A 24,716-nucleotide genomic window follows, 5' to 3' on the forward strand; every position below is an offset into this window, starting at 1 on the left:
ATTAGCGCTAGCACCGAATTGGATCACCAACGGTTTTCTCAACAAGGCCATCGCCGTTATAGTCGATGGCCTTTCTCATTCTACCCAGCGTCGAAATGATCAACATGGCGCCATTCTTGTCGGCTGTACATAAGGTGAAGGTGCCGTTTGTGCCTGCGGAGTGTCCCAGCGGCGTGAACCTCAGGAAGGGGCGATTGTAGCTAATGGTGAGCCCCTTCTGAATGGTCGGTATGTGATGGATGATTTCGCTAGGGGTAGTTGGCGTTCCGGTACGATCTTGATCGGCAAACAGCAATAGCTGGGTGGGATTGTTCCCGGAACATTGGTGGCCGTCGTTGCTGAGGCATAGTGTGACCCATTGCCCTCGTTTTATTGCTTCCGATCTTGCGAGATATACAGCTCTGCCAATTGTGTCTGTTGAACTGTCGAGGCGCTGGCTTTCGATAAGTATAGAAAAGCCAGGAATACTGATGGAGAGGATTGTTGAAACAACTGCGACGGTGATCAAAAGTTCGACTAGAGTATAGCCTCCAGCGAGTGCTCGAATTGACATGGTTGGATTCCTTTCCGTTTATTAGCTGCTCATCCTGAGCAGGGCCGCTATGTCACCTGAGTGTGTGGCGGCTGGGTTGACTCAGCGCCACTTTCTTCATTGGCGCTGACGAAATATAACCTGACAACCTGATTTACCTCTATAAGTAACAAGCAACATAATGAGCCCGGGGAATAATCTCCATGAGTGGATTGCCTCGTTGGGCGCGAAATTAAACAGGAGTGAATGAGTATGATCTTAGGTGAGGCGCAACACGCGTTGTCGCGGCGTGCTGTTGGATTTACGCTGATTGAGCTGATGATTGTGGTTGCAATCATCGGAATCATTGCTGCGATCGCGTATCCGAGTTACCAGCAACATGTGGAGCGGACGCGGGCGACGGATGCCCAGGGAGCCTTGATGTCCCTCGCGAATGCGTTGGAGCGGTATCATACCCAGAACAATACGTACGTTGGTGCTTCAGTCGGGGCCGGGGGAATCTTTCCGGCCGAATCACCGGTTGATGGTAGTGCCAAGTTCTACGATCTAGCGATTGTCGATGCGGCCGACCCCTCAATCGCCAACACGGCTGCAAACTCATACCGGCTTGAAGCCCGCCCTAAAAATGGTCAGGGCGGGGGAACCATTATCCTGATGTCGACAGGGCAGAAGACCAACTGGAACTGAGTGATCCTGATACCCGGTGAATGCTTCAGTTCACCGGGTATCGGAGTGGATTCCCATAGGCATCCTCCACAACGCCGTCGTTGTTCTTACCCCTGGTGAACATGACACGCCCTCTGCTTGTTTCCGGAGCCTGAAGCATGTAATTCCGCCGAATTAACCTTTTTCAGGCCGCCGGTATCGCGAAATACCGTGATCGGTAAGCGCCAGTCCGCAGCGCAACAACGCTGAGAATCGAATGGGCATCCTGTCCTTGGTCTCGGAGTTGGCGCCCCAGTATGGCATTGGCCCAATGAAAGCGATGGGGCCGAACCGCGAAAATGTTGACGGCGTCACACGCATGGCCTGCGGCGGAATTGAGCTGAGGATTGCCTGGGTTGGGTAGGAAATAGTGTTACTGGATTGTTAATACTTGTAAAAAGCAACAAATACTGTCTTTAAAGACAAATAGACTTTTACCCCGATCCGCTAAAATCGAGGTCAGTGCTGGTAGAGGTTATTCCAGCCGTGGGGCGGTTGTCGTTAGCTACTAATGGATAAGTCGCTTGTTAGGGCATTCCCGTCCTGAGTATTTAGGTTTACCCATATATGACGCACAGAGCAGGGAAAGGGTTCACTTTAATTGAGCTGGTTATCACGATTGCGGTATTGGCCGTAATGGTGGGATGGGCGATCCCCTCATTTTTTACCCTGATTAACCAGAACCGGCTCACCTCTACCAGCAATCAGATGTTAGGTCTGATCAACCAGGCCCGCAGCGAAGCACTGCGAAAATCCGACCGAATCTGGGTATCACCGCTTACCGGCACTGATTGGGTGTCAGGTGCGGCCATCTGGCTGGATGTGAACGGTGATGGCCTGCGGTCCGATGGCGAGATTATTCGGTTGCTGGCCATCGACAATGGTTCCCTCTCAATCGCTGCGCCGGCCTCGGCGCTGACCGTCGCACCGTTCGGTTTTGACGGTGCCGGGTTTGCGATTGAGGACCAGCCGTATACGTTGACGTTTTGCAGTAATGGTATCGCTCAAGGACAGCTTATCGAGATCAATGCCGGTGGCCAGATCCGCGCTTCCCGGACGGCGTGTGGAGGAGGGGGATGATGCGGCAGCAACAAGGCTCCAGTCTGATCGAAATCCTGGTGGCGGTGCTGATCTTTGCGATTGGCCTGCTCGGTGTAGCGGGAATGCAGGTCTATTCCCTGAAGATGAACGCCAACTCGCACATCCGCACCCAGGCCAATCTGTTGGCCCAGGATATGGTGGAGCGTATGCGCTCTAACCCTTTTCAGCGGGGCGCCTATGCCATGAGTTTCAGTGAGTGCACCACGGCAGTCACGGGCAATCCGTCAAGTGCCGATATTGCCGCCAGCGACCGGCGCAACTGGTGTCGGCAGCTGGACCGGAATCTCCCGGCAGGCCAGGGGTCGGTGGATGTGGACAATGGGCTGGTAACCATCACGGTTCGCTGGCAAGAGCGGGCAGGACGGGAGCAGGTCGACGGCAACGGAAACGGGACCGGTTCTGAGCAGAGCAGTCACCAGTTTGTGATTCGGGCGAGGTTGGATAATGCGTAGGCAATACGGTCGGGTGGCCGCTCGTCAGCTCGGTCTGTCGCTGGTTGAGCTCATGGTGGCGTCAGCGCTTGGGTTGATCCTGATGGCCGGTCTGGTGCAGATCTTCGTGGCCAGTAAGCAATCGTTCGTGCTCAGCCAAGGGCTGGCCAATGTCCAGGAATCGGGGCGCCAGGGGGCGATGATTCTGGCTCGGGAAATTCGCAATGCGGATTACTGGGGGTGCATATCCCGGGTGAGTTCTGTTCAGAATAACCTTAACCCCGGGTCGGCTGGCAGTATTCTCGATTTCTCCCGCGGGCTGGAGATCTATGTCGACACCGACAGCAATAATGCCATCGTCGACGGTTCCCACGTCATTGTCATGCGAGGTGTGACCGGCGATCCGGTGGTTACTGTCGAGAAGGTGCCTGCTGCGGATTCTGCCTCCCTCCATGTCACTGATGCCTCTCAGTTTGATGTGGGTGACGTGCTGCTGGTGAGCGATTGTGAAGACGCTACGATCTTTCAGGTCAGTAAGGCCAATGAAAACGGCAATGACCTGGTTGTTCACAACACTGGGGGGCAAATGGTACCGGGCAATGCGGTCAAGAGCATGCAAAAAAAATACACCAACAATGCCAAGGTGTTCCGGCCGACCATGGTGCGTTACTCCATCCAGATGGATGATGCCGGTCAGCGCTCCCTGGTCCTGGAGCGGGCGCTCACTGCGAACAATACCGGGGGTGATGCGACCACCGTGGGTGACCCGGTTGAGCTGGTGGCCGAGATTCGCGATATGCGTACCCTGCTGGGGGTAGACACTGATGATGATGGCAATGTGGATGTCTGGCGGGAGCCTCCCGCCCCGACGGATGCCGATGCCGCAGAGGTGCTTGCCCAGACCCTGTCCGTCAAGGTGAGCCTGCTGGCCCGCTCCCGCGATGACAATGTCAATGACGGCGCTGTGCCTTACTGTTTCCCTGGCTGGCTTGACTGCGCTGACGCTGCCACCGGCTTACAGACCCCAGCCGACAGTGGCCTGTATCGCGCCTATACCTTCACCTCGACCATTCGCAACCGGATCGGGAGTAACGGCTGATGACCGGGAACCGACAAAATGGCGCAGCGCTATTGATGACGCTGCTGATTCTTTTTGTGCTGACCCTGCTGGCGGCCAGCAATATGGAGCGGGTGACCATGCAGGAAATGATGGTTAATGCCCAGCGCGACGGTGATCTCGCCCTGGAGTTAACCGAAGAGGTATTGCGTGAGGCTGAACGGCGGATCGGTTCGGGGCTGGTGGTTCTCTCAGATTTTGATGACAAGGGGCCTTTGTATAGTCCAGGCACCGCTCCGGTTGATATCGCCTCGGCGGAATGGACGGAAGACAACAGCTTTGCTGCCACAGAGACCTTTGATGCCTGGTCGGCTTCATTCAGTGGCCCACAGATTCCGGTACCCAGATATTTTATTGAACTTATCGGCGATGTTGAGGGGACCAGTCAGGTGACGGATGTTGTCATGCAGGGGCGCGTGGATGCCACTACGGGCGACATACGTCCCACAGGGTTCCGTATTGTGGCTATGTCCCAAGGGCTCAGCGGAAGTACCCGCCGAATTGTTGAAGTTTATTACGCAGGTGAATTATGAAGGATCGATACGTGCGCCATCTACGCAACCTGATGTTCGTGTTTGGGCTGATGCTTCCGGTCGCCGGATTCAGTGCCTCTACCGGCGGGTTGTCACAGACGCCGTTGTTCATCAGCCCGGGCACTCAGCATAACCTTGTTTTCTTGATGGACGATTCCAGCCAGATGGATCTCGAAGTGCTGGTTGACGGTGCCGATTACGGAAAAGTTGATGGCGAGACCCTGACCTCGTGGTTCGGTTATCTGCTGAGGGACTCGGGTATCGACGTCCTAAACTGGTCGGAGCAGCTGATTGGTTCGGCCAATTACGGTTATCTGTTTGAAACCTATCTGGCACCGGAATCCAATGGGGTCCGGGTATACAACGGCCAACGCCTCAATGAGCAGTATATGGCGGTGCCCCCGATCAACGCCTTTGGCTTTATGCGTTCAAGTGCCTACAACCGTCAGTACTATGACCCTGCTGTTGAATACCATCCCTGGCCGGGGCTGAATTACAGCGATGCCGGGTTCGGCAACCCGCAGATGGACCCGAACTACCCGCTGACCTTTGAAGACGCCTCGTCGGTCTTGAATTCAGACTTGCTGAGTAGCTGGCAACTGGATTTTCTGACTGGTCTGATCGACATTCGCGACGCCTGGAAGCAAGTCAAATGCGACTTTTATGAGAGCCCGCTGAACCTCTTGCTTGAGGTGCCGGAGTATTGTCAGGACCTATATCCACCATTGGCGCAACTGCATATCCTGCCGTTTGCTTTCTCCGGAGGTCTGCGAGATCAGCTTAAAATTGGGGGAGAGGCCTCGGAAGCCAGTCAGCTTATTTTTGACAATTTTATCGATGGCAGCCTCAGCTTCGAGGACTATCAGAATCTGCAGGAGCCCTGTCTGTATGCCCAGACCGAGGCTAATGTCGAAGACTTTTTTGAAGACGGCCTTCAGGACGTGTTTTACCAGTGCCTGCCATACGTTCCAGCCACCTATTTTGTGCCTGTGGCGGAAGGGTCTTATCGGCTTTGGGGGGATGTGGCGGGACTGTTTGTCAGTGGCAACTGCGCGGCCCCCAATCCAGCCCACTATGGCGAGCTGGTCCAGAAATGGTCGATAGAGAACAACCTTGTCTTCACACACGCCGATGGCAGTTCATTTGACGGGGTTTTGGCCCCAGACGGCCAGTGCCTGGAAAAAGTCACGGTTAACAATGTCGATGGGACCTATAACCCCGGAACGTCCTATGAGCGGGGTTTTGTGGCCGAGCTGCAGAACTTTTCCAATTGGTTCCAGTACCACCGTCGTCGTCACCATTCCGCCCGTTACGGCCTGGGTGAATCGATGCAGACGGTGGTGGGGGTTAATGCAGATCTGCTGACCGTCAACGATCAGTCAACCCCGGTCAGCATGCTGGACATGAGTGACAAGTCTGTGGGCGGTGACTTTGAGGCCATGATGACAAAGGTCTATCACTCCTACGATGATGTGCCGTCCAGCAATGCCAACCCGCTCCGGCAGGCCCTGGGTTATGTGGGCACCCAATACCAGCGCAGCGACAACAATGCGCCCATCCAGTACGAATGCCAGCGCAATTATGCGCTGATGTACACCGGGGGTTACGTCACGGACTACGACGTTAGCACCGACACGCTGGCGGAATTGGCGGCCAGCTATTTCAACACGAACCTCCGCTCTGACCTGGCGGCCGGGAAGGTCCGGGTGCCTGGACAATGTTTGGATGCCAGTCCTGATCCCCGGCTGGACTGCAATACGAACCTGCATATGAACACCTACGGCGTGGTGCTGGGGGCTCAGGGTACGCTGTTTGGCCAGACCATTGACGGTGTGACCTACACGACCGTTGCCGATGCCTATGAAAATCAGCCTGACTGGCCGGATGCCAATGACACCTCCAGTTCGGACATTCTCCTGCGGCAGATCGACGATGTGTATGAGGCCGCCTACCAAGGCAAGGGCGAGATCTATAATGTTCGGCTGCCGACGGATATTGCTGACGGCCTGAACCGGGCCCTTGAGGACCTTGGCAATCAGTCCGGTGCGGCCGCCGCGGTGACCTTCAGCACCGCCATGGTGGAATCAGGCTCTCTGATCTTCAGTGCGGCGTTCAACAGCCAGCGCTGGAGCGGCCAGTTTTCGGCCCGGAGCCTGAACAGTGCCAGTGGCAAGCTGATCCGGGGCGATACGGGATCCTACATTGGTAACACCGTCTGGGATGCGGCTGAGAAGCTCGATAACCGCAACCTGGCCACCAATGACCGAGAAATCCTGACCTTCAATCCGTCAACCGGAGAGGGTGTGCCTTTCCGTTGGGGCAGTCTGGTTGAATCCCAGCGCAAGGACCTGCTGGTAGGTACCGACGGTATGACTACCGCACAAGCCGAACTCATCGCCCGGGAACGACTGGCCTGGCTGCGCGGTGACCGCTCCGATGAGGAGCCCTTAGGGGACCTCCGCACCCGCGACAGCCGACTGGGGGATCTGGTCCACAGCGCCCCGGTGTTCGTCGGTCGGCCATCCTTGAGCTGGCCCGATCTCTTCCCCTATGGGGTTGAAGGTGCCCGCTATTCGGACTTCCGCAACTCAAACGATATGTCCGCTCGCACGCCTGTGGTCTACGTAGGGGCGAATGACGGCACGCTCCACGCCTTCGAAGCCACCCGTGAGGCGACCGGCGGGCGCGAGCTGTTTGCCTTTATACCGAACCTGGCCTTCAGCGATGATGCTGCGGCCGGACTGAACTATCTGACGGATCCCGCATACCTTCATCGCTATTATGTCGACCTGACACCCACCATTGCTGACGTGTATGTCGATGTGGGCCGCGGCGACAGCTGGCGCACCTTGCTGATCGGGGGGATGAGGGCTGGCGGTCGCGGACTGTTTGCGCTGGATGTCACCAATCCTGATGCGATTAACGAATCGTCAGCGTCGGACGTGGCGTTGTGGGAATTTTTAAGTGACGACCTGGGCTATGTCATCGAGCCGGTTAACGTGATGATGACGGACCTGGGGGCGGGTTATGAATGGGTAGCGGTGTTCGGTAATGGTCTGGATGCCCCCAGTGGCCGTAGCGGGCTGTTTATGCTGCGGCTTGAAGGGGGGCTTGATGGCGTCTGGAGCGAGAATACGGACTATTGGTTCTTCGAGGTCGATGCCGGTCCATCCGGTGGCATGAACGCCGACGTGCGCCTTCTTGATCTGGATTCCGACAACCTGGTGGACCGGATTTACACCAGTGATCTTGAGGGGCGTATCTGGGCGTTTGCCTACGACCAAGACAACGATGCCTGGCTCAACGCCCACACCATTAAGGTCGCTGGTCAGGATGTGGCGGTTCCCCTGTTTACTGCCGCAGCCGGGCAAAAGATTAGTTCTGCGCCCATGGTGGTCCGCAATCCGCAGGTCTCGCGAACGATTCACAATGTCCCGAACCTGCTGGTGCTGTTTGGTACCGGCCAGTACCTCAACCAGAATGATGTGAGCGGAAGTCAGGTGACCGAGTCGTTCTACGGTATCTGGGATTCGGGTGCGGGAGAGATTACCCGCTCAAGCCTGTTCAACCGGGACATTACGGAGACCGATACTGCGGATGGCCGGGTTCGCAATCTGACCAGCGGTGACATTACCTGGGGAGACAGGAATGGTGAACAACAGGGGTGGTACATCGACTTTGATACCATCTCCGGTGAGCGAGTGGTCATGGTGCCTCAGGTGCGTGGCAATACCATTCTGTTCAACACCACTATCCCGCCCACGAATGAATGCTCGTCCAACGGGGGCAGTTTCCGTATGTTTGTGGATCTGGATGGTTCCGATCCGGATGAGCAGGTCTTTGATACCAATGGCGACGGTCTGGTGAATTCCCAGGATATTCTTGCCTCGGGCTTCTTCTTTAGCGAGGGCGTGCTTTCGATGTCGCGGGTATTGGGGAATGTCATGTTCGACAATACTGCCGGGGGCGTCGGCGACCTTGAGGACTTCACCAACGAAAATGTGGTGAAGTTCGGGGATCAGACCAAGAGCGGGCGACTGAGCTGGCACGAAGTGATTGGCCGCTAGTTGCCCGGCAGGCGGCCCAGAAGGGCCGTCCGCCGATAGCCAGGTTATTCCATTCCCAACTTCTTCAGCTTGTACCGCAATGCCCTGAAACTGATCCCCAGCCGCTTGGCGGCTGCGGTCTTGTTCCAGCGTGTCGCTTCGAGTGCTTTGCTGATCGCCTGCTTTTCGATAGATTCCAGATAGCCTTCAAGATCCATGTCGCCCTCTGGAATATCTGGCAGGCTGGTTGTGTTATCCGGGTTCAATGAGGGGGCGGTGAGAGCCGTCTGGTGACCGTTGCCCAGTTGCAGGTCATCGCCGGAAATGACGTCGTTGTCGCACAGGGTGTAGGCGCGTTCGAGAATGTTTTCAAGCTCACGGACGTTGCCGGGAAAATCGTAGCCTTTGAGTCGGTCAATGGCGTCCGCAGTCAGCGTTGCAGGGTCGCATTCATACTCCCGGGCAACACGCTGCAGGATATGATTGGCCAGCAGTTCGACGTCATCCTTGCGTTGACGCAGCGGTGGGACTGACAGTTCAATCACATTGATGCGATAGAACAGGTCCTGGCGAAACGCGCCTTCGGCCACCAGTTCAGGCAGATTCTTGTGGGTGGCGCTCAGTACACGGATATCGACAGGGATTTCCTGACTGTCTCCGACCGGGCGAACCGCCTTCTCCTGAATGGCCCGTAACAGCTTGACCTGCATGGCCAGTGGCAGATCGGCGACTTCATCCAGAAACAGGGTGCCGCCATTGGCCGAGCGGAACAGGCCATCCTTGTTGTCGACAGCGCCGGTAAAACTGCCTTTCTTGTGCCCGAAGAACTCGCTTTCCATCAGCTCCGAGGGGATGGCGCCACAGTTCACCGCGACGAAAGGCCCTTCGCTGCGAGGCCCCTGCAGATGAATCGTTCTTGCCACCAGCTCCTTTCCGCTGCCGGATTCGCCACTGATAAATACCGGGGCCTGGCTGCGGGCCAGTTTGCGCACCTGATTGCGAAGGCGTTTGATCTCGCTGGAGTTGCCCAGCAGCAGGCCTGGGTCGTCGCCTGGCGTGTCTTCTGATTCCGCTGCCGGGGACAATTTCAGGGCACTGTTGACCAGTTCCCGTAAACGGGAGAGCTCCACCGGTTTGGAAACAAAATCGAAGGCGCCAGCCTTAAGGGACTGGATCGCTGCGTCCATGCTTCCGTAGGCGGTAATGACCGCGACGGGTGTATTGGGGCTGTGCGTCTGAATCCATTTCACAAGCTCTATGCCGTCGCCATCGGGCAGATTCATGTCGGTCAGGCACAACTGTGGCGCCGTTTCCTGCAGCAACTTCTTGGCAGTGCTGACATCCGGGGCGGTCTGGGTCTGGATGCCCATTCGGCTCAAGGTGATCTCGAGCAGTTCGCGGATATCCGGTTCATCATCCACGATCAGCGCGCTGGGTATGGTCATCGGGGCTTGCGGGTCCATGGTATTAAAGTGGATGTTGTTATCAGATCAGTCGCCCGGGATGTGCAAAGGTAATACGGAAGCAGCACCCTGGCTGATCGTCGTTAAGCAATGACAGGTGGGCCTGATTAGCCTCGCACAGTTCCCTGGCGAGATAAAGGCCCAGTCCGGTACCGCGTTTATCAGTTGTGAAGAACGGCTCAAAAACCGAACTGCGGTCTTCTCTGGAGATGCCGGGACCCTGGTCGCGAACATCGATAAAGGCCCGTTCGCCGTCGCTGGTCACCCCCCCATGAATATGCAGCGTTGCGGCTCCGCTATGGTTCAGGCTATAGCGCAGGCCATTGTCACAAAGGTTAACCAGCACCTGATCGATCTGGCTCGGGTCAAAGCGCGCCTGGGGTACGTTGTCATCAATGTCCAGGGAAATGACCGGCTGTGGATCGGCATCGTTGCGCGCGGTTTGCTGATAGTCGGCGACAAATTCCGGAAGCCAGGATTTGACCTCAATCAGTTCGCTGCGGGCTTCGCGGCGGCGGGAAAGGTCCAGTACGTTCTCGATGATGCCGTTTGCCCGGCGGGAATGTCGGCGAATGATGTCCAGCATCTTGAGGTCGCCGCTGTCGAGGTGGTCCGATTCTTCCATCAGCTGCGCGGCGTGGCTGATGGCGCCCAAGGGGTTGCGGATTTCATGGGCAATGCCGGCAGTCAGGCGGCCAAGGGCGGCCAGCTTCATCTGCTGGGCTTGTTGGGTGACTTTGCTGATGTCTTCGACAAACACCAGAATCAGGTCTCCGTTGTCCTGATCCAGCTGGGTGAAGTTGGCTTGCACCAACGGCGCGGTGGCACTGGCTTGGAACGGGGTTGCACGATGTTCGCTCTGTTTCAGCCAGTCATCCAGTCGCGCGCGGAGCGGGAGTGGAAGTGTTTGCCCTTTGGGCGAGCGCTTGGCCAGTGAGCCGCCGGGGATCCCGAACAGTAATTCTTCTGCGGCGGCATTGACCAGCCGAATACTGCCAAAGCGGTCGACCACCAGAATGCCGGTACGCATGCGCTGGATAATCTGCTGGTTGATCTGCTCCAGCTGCAGGATACTTTGTGCCCGCGAGCTGGCCAGGGCTTCGCTGCGGGTCATGCGGCGGGTGATCGACTGCAACACGAAGGCCGCAGCGAAGTAGAGAATGCCCAGGGTACCGGCCCTTACAATGACGTCGGCTTTGTCGCCCAGTGCCAGTGTGCTCCACGACGCCAGCAGCAGCGAGCCGATGGCAGCCAATGCGGCATAGAGAGTGCCAATCCGGCTCGGGGTGAGGATATTGCCGGCGGCAACGGCCACAATCACCAGGTTGGCAAGCCCGCTTTCGATACCCGACGTGCAATACACAAAACCATGCAGGACGATGATGTCCAGAGTCACCGAAAGCACAATGTGCCGGGGTTGCGGCTTTGCTCCGGCGACCAGCAGCAACGCGATAAACGCATTCAGGGAAAGATAAACGACAACCCCGATGCGGAACAGTTCGGGGGCACGGAAGTGGATGCCGAGGTCACCGGGTTCGACGAACAGCAGGCCTATCAGCAACAGGCAGATGGCCAGGCGGTAGTGATTGTAAATACGGAACAGGCGTGTTGCCTGCTCGCTGGATTGGCTGCCGTGAGTTGGCAGGGATACGGACTGTTTGCTGTTCATGCTCGTCATCGGTTGTTCAAGGGCAGGAAATCCGCTCCGGCTCGGGTTTATAATAGCCTTTTAGCGGCAATGAGTTACAGGAGCATCGAATGTCCCATACGTCTGGGCAGGTTTCCCCGGATTCTCCGGCCACAAAACTTCGGGTCGTTATGGCGCAAGTTGACTGTCTGGTCGGTGACATACCGGGTAATACCCAGCTGGTCATTGAATCAGCCAGAACGGCCCATCAGCAGCACCAGGCTGACGTTGTAGTCTTTCCCGAGCTTTGTCTGACCGGGTATCCGCCAGAGGATCTGCTCTTGCGCCCCAGCCTTGATGTACGCATCGACGAGGCGCTTGAAACCCTGAAGCAGGCTCAGCTGCCCGTCGCTATCGTCTTTGGGGCGCCGGTCCGGGACAAGGGGCTGTTGTATAACGCAGCGTTGGTTCTCGAGTCTGGTGAGATTAGCCAGACCTATTACAAGCAGTTCCGCCCGAACTATCAGGTATTCGATGAAAAACGCTATTTCGCCCCCGGGCGGGATACCTGCGTCTTTACCCTGTGCGGTGTGCCGGTGGGGATCAGCGTCTGTGAAGACATCTGGAATGATGGGCCGGTGGAGCGGGCTGCCGAGGCTGGTGCCAAGCTGATCATAAACCTCAACGCGTCGCCGTTTGATACTGACAAGCAGGAGAGTCGAAAGGCGCTGCTGGCACGCAAGTCGTCCCAGAACCAAGTGGCTATTGTCTACGCCAATCTCGTGGGTGGCCAGGATGAACTGGTGTTTGATGGTGGCTCCATGGTCTATGACCACTCAGGAGTGCTGGCGGCTGAAGCGCCCCAGTTTGAGGAGGGCTTGTTCTGTGTCGACTTTATTTATGATCATCATTGCCAGCCAGTCTCTCAGCCGCCCAGGTCTCCGCTTTCCCTCGAAGAGAGTGTCTATCGTGCACTGGTTCTGGGGGTGCGGGATTACACGAACAAGAACGGTTTCAAGTCCGTTGTCCTCGGCCTTTCCGGAGGTATAGATTCGGCAGTCACACTGGCGGTGGCGGTCGACGCGCTCGGCGCAGACCGTGTAAGGGCGGTCATGATGCCGTTCCGTTACACCTCCAGCATGAGCCTGGAAGATGCCGAGGCGGAGGCCCGGGCCTTGGGCGTACAGTACGACGTCTTTTCCATCGAATCCATGTACGACAGCTTCATGGCAACCCTGGCCGGGCCGTTCGCCGGCACTCGCCCGGACACCACCGAGGAAAACCTGCAGGCCCGTTTGCGGGGGGTGCTGCTGATGTCGCTGTCCAACAAGTTTGGCGCTCTGGTGCTGACAACGGGCAACAAGAGCGAGATGGCCGTGGGCTATTCGACGCTCTATGGTGATATGGCTGGTGGATTCGATGTACTCAAAGATGTGCCCAAGACTCTGGTCTTCCGGTTGGCACGTTATCGCAACACGGTCTCGGAGGTGATCCCGGTTCGGGTGATCACGCGGCCGCCTTCAGCGGAGCTTGCGCCGGACCAGAAGGACGAGGACAGCCTCCCGGATTACGACACGCTGGATCAGATTCTCAATCTCTATGTCGAACGGGATTTCAGTGCTGATGCCATCGTTGCCGAAGGCTTTGAGCGGGCGGATGTGGAGCGCGCAGTCCGACTGGTGGATATTAATGAATACAAGCGGCGTCAAGCGCCGATAGGGGTCCGTATTACCGAGCGCGGATTTGGCAAGGACCGGCGTTATCCGATCACCAACAAATGGAAGATTGGCAAATAACCGTTGAGTCAGGCTCCCCGGGGGGGGAGCCCTGGACGTTATTCGTTACCAAACAGGCCGAACGTGACCACATTCAGCAGTGAGCGGTTTTGCCGCTTCAGGATGTGTGGCTGGTACGCCATGTTGGCATCGAATGCCTCGCTGTCAGGGAAGTTGATCGCGAGCAGCTGAACGGTATCCTTGGCCGCATCATCCATGCCCAGGAAGCGGTAGGTCTCAGTCATGATGATAAGCGCTTCCTCTGCAGCCGGCGTCGTGGAGTAGTTCTCGAAAACGTAGCGGGCCCGGTTGTTGGCAGCGAGATAGGCCTCGCGTTTAATGTAGTAACGAGCCGCTTCCAGTTCCAGATTGGCCATGCGATTGCGGATGGCGATCATCCGCTGGCGGGCATCGGCGGCATATTCGCTGTCCGGATAGCGGTTCACCAGAGTCGAGAAGTCCCGGAAGGCCTGACGCTGCTCGCCCGGATCGCGGGCATCGTTGTCGATGGGAAAGAAGCGGGCAGCCAGGCCGATATCAAGGTTATAGGACGCCACTCCCCGCACATACAGTGCGTAGTCGGAGTGCTCGCTTTGAGGATTTAGCCTCAAAAAGCGGTCGGCGGCAGCTCGTGCACCTTCCAGGTCGAGATTCTGGTAGCGGGCATAGATCAGATCAAGCTGGGCCTGTTCCGCATAGCGACCAAAGGGATAGTAGGTCTCGAGGAAATCGAGATTCCGCTCGGCTTCGGTGAAATTGCCAGAGTTCATGGCGTCCCGGGCCAGCTGGTAATAGGACTCTTCCGGCAACACTTCCTCCTGCCGGTTGGAAGCGCAGGCGCTGATCAGCAGAACCATGGTGGCCACCAGAAAGACGCGAAAAACTGATCTCATGCCGGAATCCCGTATAATGATTGGATGATGATTGGCTGGCCATTGTAACGGGGAAGCTGACGCTTGTTTAGAGGCGCGCCTCCCATGAGTGGCTTTTGTAATACTTATCGACGACACCAGGCCCTGAATGACCGCCGCAAATCGAATCTCCGAGTCTTATGTAATCCCCCCCGAATTGAGTGATCGCCGCCTCGATCAGGCCGCTGCGACACTCATGCCCGAGCACTCCCGTTCCCGCCTTCAGAGCTGGATCAAGAGTGGAGCCCTGACCGTTAATGGCGAGGTTCGCAAACCCAGGGACAAGGTCATGCTGGATGACCGTCTGGAACTGGATGCTGAGCCGGAAGTCCAGGTGACCTGGGAAGCTGAGTCCATTTCCCTCGATATTGTCTATGAAGATGAACATCTGATTGTTATCAACAAGCCTGCGGGCCTCGTGGTGCACCCGGCGGCTGGTCATGCGGCCGGTACGCTGGTCAACGCCATCCTTCACCATGCGCCGGAGGTGGAAAACCTGCCCCGGGCGGGCATTGTCCATCGCCTGGATAAAGACACCTCAGGGGTGATGGTGGTGGCCCGTAGTCTGATTGCCCATACTTCCCTGGTCAATCAGCTACAGACACGAACCATGGGGCGTGAGTACGAGGCGGTGATTGTTGGTACCTTAACGGGCGGCGGCACGGTGGACGCCCCGATTGGGCGGCACCCCCGGGAACGAAAGAAAATGGCCGTGGTTGCCGATGGCAAGCCGGCGGTCACCCATTATCGTCTGATTGAGCGATTTGAGGCTCATACCCATGTCCGCTGCAAGCTGGAAAGTGGGCGTACCCACCAGATCCGGGTCCACATGGCTCATATCAAACACCCGCTGGTTGGCGATCCGGTTTACTGTGGCCGGGTTCGTTTGCCGAAAGCGGCTACCGCCGAGCTGCGGGACGTGTTGTCGAAGTTCCATCGTCAGGCGCTCCATGCCCGTAAACTGACGCTGGTGCACCCGGAATCCGGAGAAGAGATGAGTTGGGAGACCGACCTGCCCGAAGATATGGTGCGGCTGCTGGACGTCCTGCGTCGGCATCGCGACGAGTTGGCACAAAGTGACTTCTGAACTCCCGGTCATTACGCCGGATTGGCCTGCCCCCCGCCAGGTTCATGCGGGGTGCAGTACCCGTTTGGGTGGGACCAGCGTTGCCTGTTGGCACAGCCTGAATCTGGGCGGACACGTCAGTGACAACCCCGGTTACGTTGCTGAAAACCGGCAGAGGCTGGCGGAGTGGGCCGGTGTGTCCGGCGAAGCATTCTGTTGGCTGGAACAGGTTCATGGCACGGTTGTGGTCGATGCGCCAAGCCGTGACCGGACACCCCCCCGGGCGGATGCCAGCGTGACCCGTGATCGCGGCGTTGTCTGTACCGTGCTGACGGCGGATTGTCTGCCCGTGTTGTTCTGTGCTCGGGATGGCAGGCAGGTTGGCGCAGCCCACGCCGGCTGGCGAGGCCTGTGTGCCGGGGTTCTGGAAAATACCCTGAGTTCTTTTCGATGCTCTCCCTCAGAGATAATGGTCTGGCTGGGACCGGCTATCGGCCCGCAGGCTTTTGAAGTGGGGGCTGAAGTCCGTCAGCAGTTTCTGGCGGAGGACGCCGGCGCGGGAGCGGCCTTTGTGCCCAGCCCGCAACATCCTGATCGTTATCTGGCCAATCTTTACCTCCTCGCACGCCAGCGGCTGATCAGCGCAGGCGTTACAGATATTTACGGTGGAGACTTCTGTACCTATTCGGATCCAGAGCGCTTCTATTCCTACCGCCGGGATGGCGTCACCGGGCGCATGGCCAGTTTCATCTGGCTGGACTGACGTCCGTCAAAAAACTGACAGTTTTATTTGTTTGGTTCTTGAACTCCTGACAGTCGCCCCTACATTTAATGTCAAAGCAAACGGCAGCCTGTGACCGTTATTCATTTGATTACACGGCTGCACTTATTCGATTGGGGACGACCAAATTATGAGAATCGATAAGCTGACCAGTCGCTTACAGACCGCACTTGCGGATGCTCAGTCCATTGCTGTTGGCAAGGATCATAACTTCATCGAACCGCTGCACCTGATGCAGGCACTTCTGGATCAGCAGGGCAGCTCGATCAAACCGTTGCTGAAGCAAGTCGGGGTTGAACCGGGCCGACTGCGCCAGGCTGTGGCCCGGGAAATTGAGACCCTGCCAGAAGTCAAAGGATCGGCAGGGGATGTGTCCATGTCGAACGATATGGGGCGCCTGTTCAATATCGCGGACAAGCTGGCACAGCAACGCAAGGACCAGTTTATTTCCAGTGAATTGATGCTGCTGGCGGCCCTGGAGGATCGCGGCACCCTCGGGCGTGTTTTGCGGGAGCAGGGCGTAGATAAGGCGGCGCTGGAAAAGGCCATTGATGAGGTCAGGGGGGGCGAGTCCGTCAATGACGCCTCGGCAGAGGAAAACCGGCAGGCCCTGGGCAAGTACACCATCGACCTGACTGAACGGGCGGAGGCCGGCAAACTGGACCCGGTTATCGGTCGTGATGATGAAATTCGTCGAACCATTCAGGTATTGCAGCGTCGTCGCAAGAACAACCCGGTACTGATTGGCGAGCCGGGGGTTGGTAAGACGGCAATCGTGGAAGGCTTGGCTCAGCGGATCGTTGACGGCGAAGTGCCCGAGGGACTGCGTGGCAAGAAGGTGCTGTCGCTGGATATGGGGGCGTTGATTGCTGGCGCCAAATTTCGAGGCGAGTTCGAGGAGCGCCTGAAAGCGGTCCTTAACGAGTTGGCGAAACAGGAAGGGCAGATCATCCTGTTCATTGATGAGCTGCACACCATGGTAGGCGCCGGCAAGGCCGAGGGCTCCATGGATGCGGGCAACATGCTCAAGCCTGCGCTGGCGCGTGGGGAGCTCCACTGTGTCGGCGCCACCACACTGGATGAGTACCGTGAACACATCGAAAAAGACGCGGCCTTGGAGCGTCGGTTCCAGAAGGTGCTGGTATCCGAGCCCAGCGAAGAGGATACCATTGCCATCCTGCGGGGGCTGAAAGAACGCTATGAGGTGCACCACGGGGTGGAAGTGACGGATGGGGCAATTATTGCCGCCGCCAAACTTTCCCATCGCTACATCGCCGACCGGCAGTTGCCGGACAAGGCCATTGACCTGGTGGACGAAGCAGCGAGTCAGATCCGCATGGAAATGGACTCCAAGCCTGAGGCTCTTGATCGCCTCGAGCGTCGCCTGATCCAGCTCAAGATCGAACGGGAGGCGCTGAAAAAAGAGACCGATGAGGCGTCCAAGAAGCGTCTTACAGAGCTGAAAGATGTGATCAGCAGCGTTGAGCGGGAATTCGCTGACCTGGAGGAGGTCTGGAATACCGAGAAGGCAGCGCTGCACGGTTCCCAGAAAATCAAAAGCCAGTTAGAGCAGGCCCGAATCGATCTTGAGAATGCTCGTCGTGGCGGAAATCTCGCTGAGATGTCTGAGTTGCAGTACGGCCGGATTCCGGAGTTGGAGCGCCAGCTGGATATGGCCAGCCAGGCAGAAATGATGGAAATGAAGCTGCTCCGGAATCGGGTGACCGATGAGGAAATCGCAGAAGTTGTTTCCAAGTGGACAGGTATTCCGGTGTCGAAGATGCTCGAAGGCGAGCGGGACAAGCTGATGCGGATGGAAGAGGCGCTGCACCAGCGGGTGATTGGTCAGGATGAGGCGGTCGAAGCGGTATCCAATGCGGTGCGTCGCTCCCGGGCAGGACTGTCCGACCCCAATCGCCCCAACGGCTCCTTTCTGTTTCTCGGGCCCACCGGTGTGGGCAAGACAGAGTTGTGTAAATCGCTGGCCTCGTTCCTGTTTGATACTGAGGAGGCGATGGTCCGCATCGACATGTCGGAATTCATGGAGAAACACTCCGTGGCCCGGCTGATCGGTGCGCCTCCTGGCTATGTGGGTTATGAGGAAGGCGGATACCTGACTGAGGCAGTGCGCCGCCGGCCCTACTCCGTGCTGTTGTTGGATGAGGTCGAGAAGGCCCATCCGGATGTGTTCAATATTCTGCTGCAGGTGCTGGAAGATGGTCGTTTGACTGATGGTCAGGGGCGGACGGTGGATTTCCGTAATACTGTGATTGTGATGACCTCCAACCTGGGTTCAGACATCATCCAGCAGCGGGCCGGGGAAGAGAACTACGAAAGCATGAAGTCGGCGGTGATGGAGGTGGTTGGTACCCATTTCCGTCCTGAATTCATCAACCGTGTTGATGAAGTGGTTGTATTTCACCCCCTGGGTGGCGAGCAGATTCACGGTATTGCCAAGGTCCAGATCGAATTGCTCAGCCGGCGCCTCAAGGATCAGGACATGGTGCTTGCGCTGGATGAATCAGCGATGAATCTGCTGGCAGAGGTGGGCTATGATCCGGTCTACGGTGCCCGGCCTCTCAAGCGTGCGATTCAGCGGATGATCGAGAACCCGCTGGCGCAGCGGTTGTTGCAGGGGGATTTTGTGCCGGGAGATACCATCAGGGCCACGGTGCAGGACCATGCGTTGGTCTTTGCCAAGGGGTGAGGGTGGCTTGTAAACAGGAAAAGGGGCGAAAGCCCCTTTTCTTCTTTGCGCCCTTGCTCTGCCTCGTGCCGCGGTCGTTCCTTCCCGGGCTGCTTGCAGGGCAGGGTTGTTATTCTTTGAGGCTACTTTTCGGCTGAGGATTCGTTGCAGTTTTCAGTCGCAATTTGACTGAAATAGGCTTTCTTCTCGGCAATCTCTTCAGGGCTGAGATATCGAGTTTCCCCATTCTCCTCTATCTTCACCCGACTGCTGGTGTTCATGACGCTGAGGTTGGTGCGTGCGGTTTCGCAGTTCGCTTCCATCTGTCGCTGCCGAGCTTGTTCCTGAGCGGTCATCTGCTGGGCTTCTGCTCTTGCCTGTTGAGCCTCTTCCAGCTCGCCCAGCTGAGCCTGTGGGGATGCGGTTTGTGAATTTCCACTGGCGCTGCCGGTCCGGATGTTGACCGATTCTGCATTTCGTCCGGTAGGTTGGCGGTCACCGTAGTGGGTGATGCCGTTCTCATCAGTCCATTTGTAGACAGATTCGCTAACTGCGAGCCCAGGCGCCATGGTTACGGCCAGGGCAAAAAAAAGTGATCTGCTTTTCATGCCAATACTCGTTATTTGCCGGTTAACTACAGGCATCCAAACATGCCCGCAAGGTATGGGTTGTCTGTCTATTGTGAGGGTTTCAATCCCGATGACGCAATTTTCTGCGTCACAGATCAGACAAAGTATGGCAGAGTTTGAACGGCTTGCTGGCAAAATCTCTTCGTCGCCGCTATTGACAGGGAGTTTCGCGCTGTCAGAATTACCGATTGCCTGAAAACAGGGGTCAATACGGCAGGCAATCCCGAGCATGTATTCCCCGTGAATTACCACACTGAACACTACGCGTCATGGGCGCGGAACGGTTGTTGCGCAGCCGCAGCCCGTTATTGGCCGTTCTCCGCAACCCTCAGGAGTGCGGCTGGCCAGGAGATAACCTCTCGTCAGTTGGTGTGGCGGAACGCGCGGTTCGGCTTTCAAAAGAAGCTATGTAACCGGGCATCCAGGCAACCGGGGGTGTTTCCCCGGAACATTCACTCGTAGCAGAGGGTAGAAAACGTGGAGTTATTGTCTGGCGCCGATATGCTGATCCGGTCCCTGGAAGATGAAGGGATCGAATACATATACGGCTATCCGGGTGGTGCAGCGCTGCATATTTATGATGCGCTGTTTAGGCAGGACAAAGTCAAGCATATTCTGGTTCGTCATGAGCAGGCCGCGGTCCATATGGCCGATGGTTACGCCCGCGCGACCGGAAAACCAGGTACCGTACTGGTGACCTCGGGTCCTGGAGCCACCAACACGATTACTGGTATCGCCACCGCGTTCATGGATTCCATTCCCATGGTGGTGTTGTGCGGCCAGGTCGCATCGCACCTGATCGGTGAAGATGCTTTCCAGGAAACCGATATGATCGGCGTTTCCCGTCCGGTGGTAAAACACAATCTCAGTGTTCGCCGTCCGGAAGAAATTCCCGAGGTGATCCGTAAGGCATACTACATCGCCTCTACCGGTCGTCCCGGACCGGTGGTTGTGGATATCCCCAAGGATATGACCACACCGAATGAGCGTTATGAGTATTCATACCCCAAAAAGGTAAAGCTTCGCTCTTATAACCCGGCGGTTCGGGGCCATGCTGGCCAGATCAAAAAGGCCGTGGATATGCTGCTGGCGGCCAAGCGGCCGATGATCTATGCCGGTGGCGGTGTCATTCTGGGGCAGGCGTCTGAGCAGCTGAAGGAGTTGACGCAGATGCTGGGCTACCCGCTGACCAATACCCTGATGGGCATTGGCTGCTACCCCGCAACTGACAAACAGCACCTTGGCTGGCTGGGCATGCATGGAACTTACGAGTCCAACATGGCGATGCACCATTCAGACCTGATTCTCTGTGTGGGTGCTCGTTTTGATGACCGGGTGACCAACGCCACTGAAAAATTCTGCCCGGGCGCACGCATTGTCCATATCGACATTGATCCTGCGTCAATTTCCAAGACCATCGAAGCTGACGTTCCCATCGTTGGGCCGGTTGATGCCGTGCTCAAGGAAATGATCTCTCTGGTCAAGGAGTCCAAGGAAAAGCCCGACGCCGAGGCTCTGGCAGCGTGGTGGAAGCAGATCGAAGAATGGCGTGCGTTCCATGGCATGCGCTACGAACCCAACTCTGATGTCATCAAGCCGCAGGAGGTAATTGAGACCCTGTGGCGCCTGACTAACGGCGAGGCTTACGTCACATCGGATGTCGGTCAGCATCAGATGTTCGCGGCGCAGTACTACAAATTTGACAAGCCGAATCGCTGGATCAATTCCGGTGGCCTGGGCACGATGGGCTTCGGTCTGCCGGCGGCTATGGGCGTCAAGCTGACGCATCCGGACGATGAAGTGCTGTGCATCACCGGTGAAGGCAGTATCCAGATGAACATTCAGGAGCTGTCCACCTGCAAGCAGTACGATCTGCCAGTCAAGATCATCAACCTGAACAACCAGGCGCTGGGCATGGTGAAGCAGTGGCAGGACATGAATTACGAGTCCCGTCACTCCCAGTCCTATATGGAATCGCTGCCTGACTTCATCAAGCTGGCTGAATCCTATGGCCATGTTGGTATCCGGATTGACAAGAAGGAAGACCTGGAGCCGAAGCTGAAAGAAGCTCTGGCCATGAAAGACAGGCTGGTGTTCCTGGATATCTACGTAGACCGGTTTGAGCACGTGTACCCGATGCAGGTCGCGCGTGGCTCCATGAAGGATATGTGGCTCAGCAAGACGGAGAGGGTCTGATCACCATGCGTCGAATCATTTCTGTATTGCTGGAAAACGAGCCGGGCGCATTGTCGCGGGTTGTTGGGCTGTTCTCCCAGCGTAACTACAACATCGAAACTCTGACGGTTGCGCCAACAGAGGATGAGACCCTGTCTCGTCTTACTGTCACCACTACCGGTTCCGATAAGGTTATCGAGCAGATCACCAAACAGCTGAACAAGCTGATTGAGGTGGTCAAGCTGGTGGATCTGACCGAGGGTGCCCACATTGAGCGCGAGCTGATGCTGGTCAAGCTTAAGGCGACAGGTTCCCAGCGCGCCGAGATCAAGCGTACGGTCGACATCTTCCGTGGCCAGATCGTGGATGTGACCAGCTCGGTTTATACCATTCAGCTGGCGGGCGACAGCGAAAAACTTGATGGTTTCATTCAGGCTGTGGGCACAGCGGGTGTCCTTGAGGTCGTGCGTTCCGGGGTGTCCGGAATCGCCCGTGGTGAGAAAATTCTCAGCCTCTGAGCCAATTGAATGTTTCTGATATGATCACTGGCCCGCGGGCCATACAATAGATAGAGGTTTATCATGCAGGTTTACTACGATAAGGATTGCGATCTTTCCATCATCCAGGGCAAGAAAGTTGCCGTGATCGGTTACGGTTCCCAGGGGCATGCCCATGCTTGCAACCTGAAAGACTCTGGTGTTGATGTCACCGTTGGTCTGCGTCCGGGTTCTTCTTCCATTGCCAAGGCTGAAGCTCATGGTCTGAAAGTCAGCGACGTACCGGCAGCCGTAGCTGCTGCAGACGTGGTTATGATTCTGACCCCGGATGAGTTCCAGTCCCAGCTGTACAGAGACGAGATCGAGCCGAACCTGAAGCAGGGCGCGACCCTGGCTTTTGCTCACGGTTTTGCGATTCACTACAACCAGATCGTTCCCCGCAGTGACCTCGACGTAATCATGATTGCGCCGAAGGCTCCGGGCCACACTGTGCGTTCCGAGTTTGTTAAGGGCGGTGGTATTCCTGACCTGATTGCGATCTTCCAGGATGCCTCCGGCAACGCCAAGAACGTTGCGCTCTCCTACGCCAGCGGTGTAGGTGGTGGTCGTACCGGTATCATCGAAACCACCTTCAAGGACGAAACTGAGACCGATCTGTTCGGTGAGCAGGCCGTTCTGTGTGGTGGCGCGGTTGAGCTGGTCAAGGCCGGTTTTGAGACTCTGACTGAAGCGGGCTACGCTCCGGAAATGGCGTACTTCGAGTGTCTGCACGAGCTGAAGCTCATCGTAGACCTGATGTACGAAGGCGGTATCGCCAACATGAACTACTCCATCTCCAACAATGCTGAGTATGGCGAGTACGTGACCGGTCCGGAAGTGATCAACGATGAGTCACGCGCAGCCATGCGTAACGCGCTCAAGCGTATTCAGAGTGGCGAATATGCCAAGATGTTCATCTCTGAGGGTGCGCACAACTACCCGTCAATGACTGCCGCGCGTCGTAACAACGCTGCTCATCCCATCGAGCAGGTTGGTGAGAAGCTTCGTGGCATGATGCCGTGGATTGCGTCCAACAAGATCGTGGACAAGTCCAAGAACTGAGTTGGTTGGCAGTTCATTAAAACGCGGCCCCTGGAGGCCGCGTTTTTCGTTGTGACGAAGCAGCTTGGCTTAAGTGTCAACAGGTGTGAAACTGCCGGCTGCTATACTTTCTTCCACATGTTTTCAGGATGACAGGAATGACGACCGATAAAGACAAGGCCAACGCAGAGATTGTGCCGGAAGCGGGCTCAGAGGAACTGCATGCGCATGCCGATGGGGAAGTGGTGGAAGAGGAGCTGGTTGGCGGTTCCCGGGTGCGTCGCAAGGGTATTTATCTGCTGCCCAATGCGTTGACGACAGCCTCTCTGTTCTCCGGCTTCTATGCCATTGTATCGGCCGCGAATGGCGCTTTTGAAAATGCGGCAATCGCCATCTTCGTCTCAATGATTCTGGATGGCCTGGACGGGCGGGTTGCGCGCATGACCAATACCCAAAGCAAATTTGGTGAGGAATACGACAGTCTGGCTGATATGGTGGCGTTCGGTGTAGCGCCTGGTTTGGTTGCGTTTTTCTGGTCCCTCAATGGTCTTAATCAGGTGGGGTGGGCTGTCACCTTTATCTATGTGGCGGGAGCAGCGTTGCGTCTGGCGCGTTTCAATACCCAGATCGGCTCGGTGGACAAAAAGTTCTTTGTCGGGTTGCCGAGCCCGTCGGCGGCGGCGTGCGTGGCTGGCTTGGTGTGGTGTTTCCATGGTGTTGAGCCTTCCGCATGGTTGACCGGGCTGACGTTGCTGGTTGTAGGTGGAACCGGTGTTTTGATGGTGAGCAACGTCCTGTATCGCAGCTTCAAGGACCTGGACTTGCGGGGCAGGGTGCCATTTGCTGCGATATTGGTCGTGGTGCTGGCCTTTGTGGTTGTTGCGCTTGATCCGGGAACGGTGTTGTTTAGTGGATTCCTTGTATACGCTTTGTCTGGTCCGGTGAGGTCCTTGTTGAGAAAGATGAGGCGTGCGCCGGGCGCCCAGTCTTAGGCTATACTTAAAGCGATCAAAATCTGTTCGATTCTGATCGCTTTTTTCGGTCATCTAGGTGGAAACCGAAGTATTTCGAATTTATTTCAGATGGTGCGTTGACAGCCTCGCTGAGGTCTGTAGAATGCGCATCTCTTTCGAGGGGCAAGCCACTGAGGCGGGCCAGAAATCGAAAGATAACCGACTGAAAGTACTGAATTTTTTGAATTAAGAGAAACTTCAGTTCAGCGGTTGACAAGGGGTCGGGTTGCTGTAGAATGCGCCTCCTCCTTGAGAAGGAAGCCGGAAGGTTTCGGTGGTTTTCAGAGTAGCGAAAACGGCGAAAACAAACGGTTGACAAGGTCGCGGATCTCTGTAGAATACGCGGCCTTGATCGGGCAACGGCCCAGCTCTTTAAAAAGTTAACTAAGTAATTCGTGTGGGCGCTGGCTGAGGTATTTCGGACATGAAATACCAAGACAGTGACTCGTCGAACATTGAGTTTTGTCTTGAGCAGATTTAGAAGCTTCGGCTTCTGTATGATTTAAACTGAAGAGTTTGATCATGGCTCAGATTGAACGCTGGCGGCA

Annotated in this window: 20 protein-coding genes; 15 read left to right on the forward strand and 5 right to left on the reverse strand. The window is 56.6% G+C overall.

Annotated features, from left to right (window positions below; translation table 11 throughout):
* Nucleotides 1-7: 7 nt before the first annotated feature.
* The gene (locus BLV11_RS13940; protein ID WP_091815640.1) at nucleotides 8-553 is read right to left on the reverse strand and encodes a GspH/FimT family pseudopilin; all 546 of its coding nucleotides are present in this window, start codon (nucleotides 551-553) and stop codon (nucleotides 8-10) included.
* Between the two features lie 225 nt (nucleotides 554-778).
* Between BLV11_RS13940 and BLV11_RS18630 the strand changes: the two genes are divergently transcribed.
* From BLV11_RS18630 to BLV11_RS13970, 7 genes are all read left to right on the forward strand, one after another.
* Entirely contained in the window at nucleotides 779-1,219 is a 441-nt protein-coding gene (locus BLV11_RS18630; RefSeq protein WP_091815643.1) for a type IV pilin protein, read from the forward strand.
* Nucleotides 1,220-1,454: 235 nt separating this feature from the next.
* A complete protein-coding gene (locus tag BLV11_RS18345; RefSeq protein WP_175528355.1) occupies nucleotides 1,455-1,601 on the forward strand; it encodes a hypothetical protein in 147 nt (48 codons plus the stop codon).
* A 203-nt stretch (nucleotides 1,602-1,804) separates the two neighbouring features.
* Nucleotides 1,805-2,317, forward strand: coding sequence for a GspH/FimT family pseudopilin (locus BLV11_RS13950; RefSeq protein ID WP_091815754.1), 513 nt, complete (start codon nucleotides 1,805-1,807; stop codon nucleotides 2,315-2,317).
* Complete coding sequence (gene pilV, locus BLV11_RS13955) at nucleotides 2,314-2,790, forward strand: type IV pilus modification protein PilV (protein WP_091815648.1); 477 nt, start codon at nucleotides 2,314-2,316, stop codon at nucleotides 2,788-2,790. Before BLV11_RS13950 ends, pilV begins: the two co-directional genes overlap by 4 nt.
* Nucleotides 2,783-3,868, forward strand: coding sequence for a PilW family protein (locus BLV11_RS13960; RefSeq protein WP_091815652.1), 1,086 nt, complete (start codon nucleotides 2,783-2,785; stop codon nucleotides 3,866-3,868). The genes pilV and BLV11_RS13960 overlap by 8 nt, the downstream gene beginning before the upstream one ends.
* Entirely contained in the window at nucleotides 3,868-4,419 is a 552-nt protein-coding gene (locus BLV11_RS18350) for a pilus assembly PilX family protein (RefSeq protein WP_091815656.1), read from the forward strand. The genes BLV11_RS13960 and BLV11_RS18350 overlap by 1 nt, the downstream gene beginning before the upstream one ends.
* Complete coding sequence (locus tag BLV11_RS13970) at nucleotides 4,416-8,486, forward strand: pilus assembly protein (protein WP_091815659.1); 4,071 nt, start codon at nucleotides 4,416-4,418, stop codon at nucleotides 8,484-8,486. The genes BLV11_RS18350 and BLV11_RS13970 overlap by 4 nt, the downstream gene beginning before the upstream one ends.
* 44 nt (nucleotides 8,487-8,530) lie before the next feature.
* Here the strand turns inward: BLV11_RS13970 and BLV11_RS13975 are convergent, their stop codons facing one another.
* Nucleotides 8,531-9,910 (reverse strand): sigma-54-dependent transcriptional regulator, encoded by a 1,380-nt coding sequence (locus tag BLV11_RS13975; RefSeq protein WP_091815757.1) that lies wholly within the window; start codon nucleotides 9,908-9,910, stop codon nucleotides 8,531-8,533.
* 40 nt (nucleotides 9,911-9,950) lie between these two features.
* Nucleotides 9,951-11,606, reverse strand: coding sequence for a sensor histidine kinase (locus tag BLV11_RS13980; RefSeq protein WP_091815663.1), 1,656 nt, complete (start codon nucleotides 11,604-11,606; stop codon nucleotides 9,951-9,953).
* Nucleotides 11,607-11,686: 80 nt separating this feature from the next.
* On the opposite strand from BLV11_RS13980, the gene BLV11_RS13985 reads away from it, so the two are divergent.
* On the forward strand, nucleotides 11,687-13,351 hold the full coding sequence (locus BLV11_RS13985) for an NAD+ synthase (protein ID WP_091815668.1): 1,665 nt from the start codon (nucleotides 11,687-11,689) through the stop codon (nucleotides 13,349-13,351).
* A gap of 38 nt (nucleotides 13,352-13,389) precedes the next feature.
* Here the strand turns inward: BLV11_RS13985 and BLV11_RS13990 are convergent, their stop codons facing one another.
* Complete coding sequence (locus tag BLV11_RS13990; protein WP_091815671.1) at nucleotides 13,390-14,223, reverse strand: outer membrane protein assembly factor BamD; 834 nt, start codon at nucleotides 14,221-14,223, stop codon at nucleotides 13,390-13,392.
* Nucleotides 14,224-14,350: 127 nt separating this feature from the next.
* On the opposite strand from BLV11_RS13990, the gene rluD reads away from it, so the two are divergent.
* From rluD to clpB, 3 genes are all read left to right on the forward strand, one after another.
* Complete coding sequence (gene rluD, locus BLV11_RS13995) at nucleotides 14,351-15,328, forward strand: 23S rRNA pseudouridine(1911/1915/1917) synthase RluD (RefSeq protein ID WP_091815674.1); 978 nt, start codon at nucleotides 14,351-14,353, stop codon at nucleotides 15,326-15,328.
* Complete coding sequence (gene pgeF / locus BLV11_RS14000) at nucleotides 15,318-16,070, forward strand: peptidoglycan editing factor PgeF (RefSeq protein ID WP_091815677.1); 753 nt, start codon at nucleotides 15,318-15,320, stop codon at nucleotides 16,068-16,070. The genes rluD and pgeF overlap by 11 nt, the downstream gene beginning before the upstream one ends.
* Before the next feature lie 148 nt (nucleotides 16,071-16,218).
* A complete protein-coding gene (gene clpB, locus BLV11_RS14005; protein WP_091815680.1) occupies nucleotides 16,219-18,795 on the forward strand; it encodes an ATP-dependent chaperone ClpB in 2,577 nt (858 codons plus the stop codon).
* Between the two features lie 122 nt (nucleotides 18,796-18,917).
* Here the strand turns inward: clpB and BLV11_RS18555 are convergent, their stop codons facing one another.
* Nucleotides 18,918-19,634: a DUF4124 domain-containing protein gene (locus BLV11_RS18555; RefSeq protein ID WP_245726037.1), complete on the reverse strand. Its 717-nt coding sequence runs from the start codon at nucleotides 19,632-19,634 to the stop codon at nucleotides 18,918-18,920.
* 246 nt (nucleotides 19,635-19,880) lie between these two features.
* On the opposite strand from BLV11_RS18555, the gene BLV11_RS14015 reads away from it, so the two are divergent.
* The 4 genes from BLV11_RS14015 to pssA all read left to right on the forward strand — a co-directional run bounded on the left by BLV11_RS14015 (nucleotide 19,881) and on the right by pssA (nucleotide 24,147).
* The gene (locus BLV11_RS14015; protein ID WP_091815688.1) at nucleotides 19,881-21,599 is read left to right on the forward strand and encodes an acetolactate synthase 3 large subunit; all 1,719 of its coding nucleotides are present in this window, start codon (nucleotides 19,881-19,883) and stop codon (nucleotides 21,597-21,599) included.
* 5 nt (nucleotides 21,600-21,604) lie between these two features.
* Nucleotides 21,605-22,096 (forward strand): acetolactate synthase small subunit, encoded by a 492-nt coding sequence (gene ilvN, locus BLV11_RS14020; RefSeq protein ID WP_091815760.1) that lies wholly within the window; start codon nucleotides 21,605-21,607, stop codon nucleotides 22,094-22,096.
* Between the two features lie 63 nt (nucleotides 22,097-22,159).
* Nucleotides 22,160-23,176 (forward strand): ketol-acid reductoisomerase, encoded by a 1,017-nt coding sequence (gene ilvC / locus BLV11_RS14025; protein WP_091815690.1) that lies wholly within the window; start codon nucleotides 22,160-22,162, stop codon nucleotides 23,174-23,176.
* Nucleotides 23,177-23,313: 137 nt separating this feature from the next.
* On the forward strand, nucleotides 23,314-24,147 hold the full coding sequence (pssA, locus tag BLV11_RS14030; RefSeq protein WP_091815695.1) for a CDP-diacylglycerol--serine O-phosphatidyltransferase: 834 nt from the start codon (nucleotides 23,314-23,316) through the stop codon (nucleotides 24,145-24,147).
* Nucleotides 24,148-24,716: the final 569 nt, after the last annotated feature.

It is taken from the genome of Marinobacter mobilis, assembly GCF_900106945.1.
Classification (GTDB): Bacteria; Pseudomonadota; Gammaproteobacteria; order Pseudomonadales; family Oleiphilaceae; genus Marinobacter; species Marinobacter mobilis.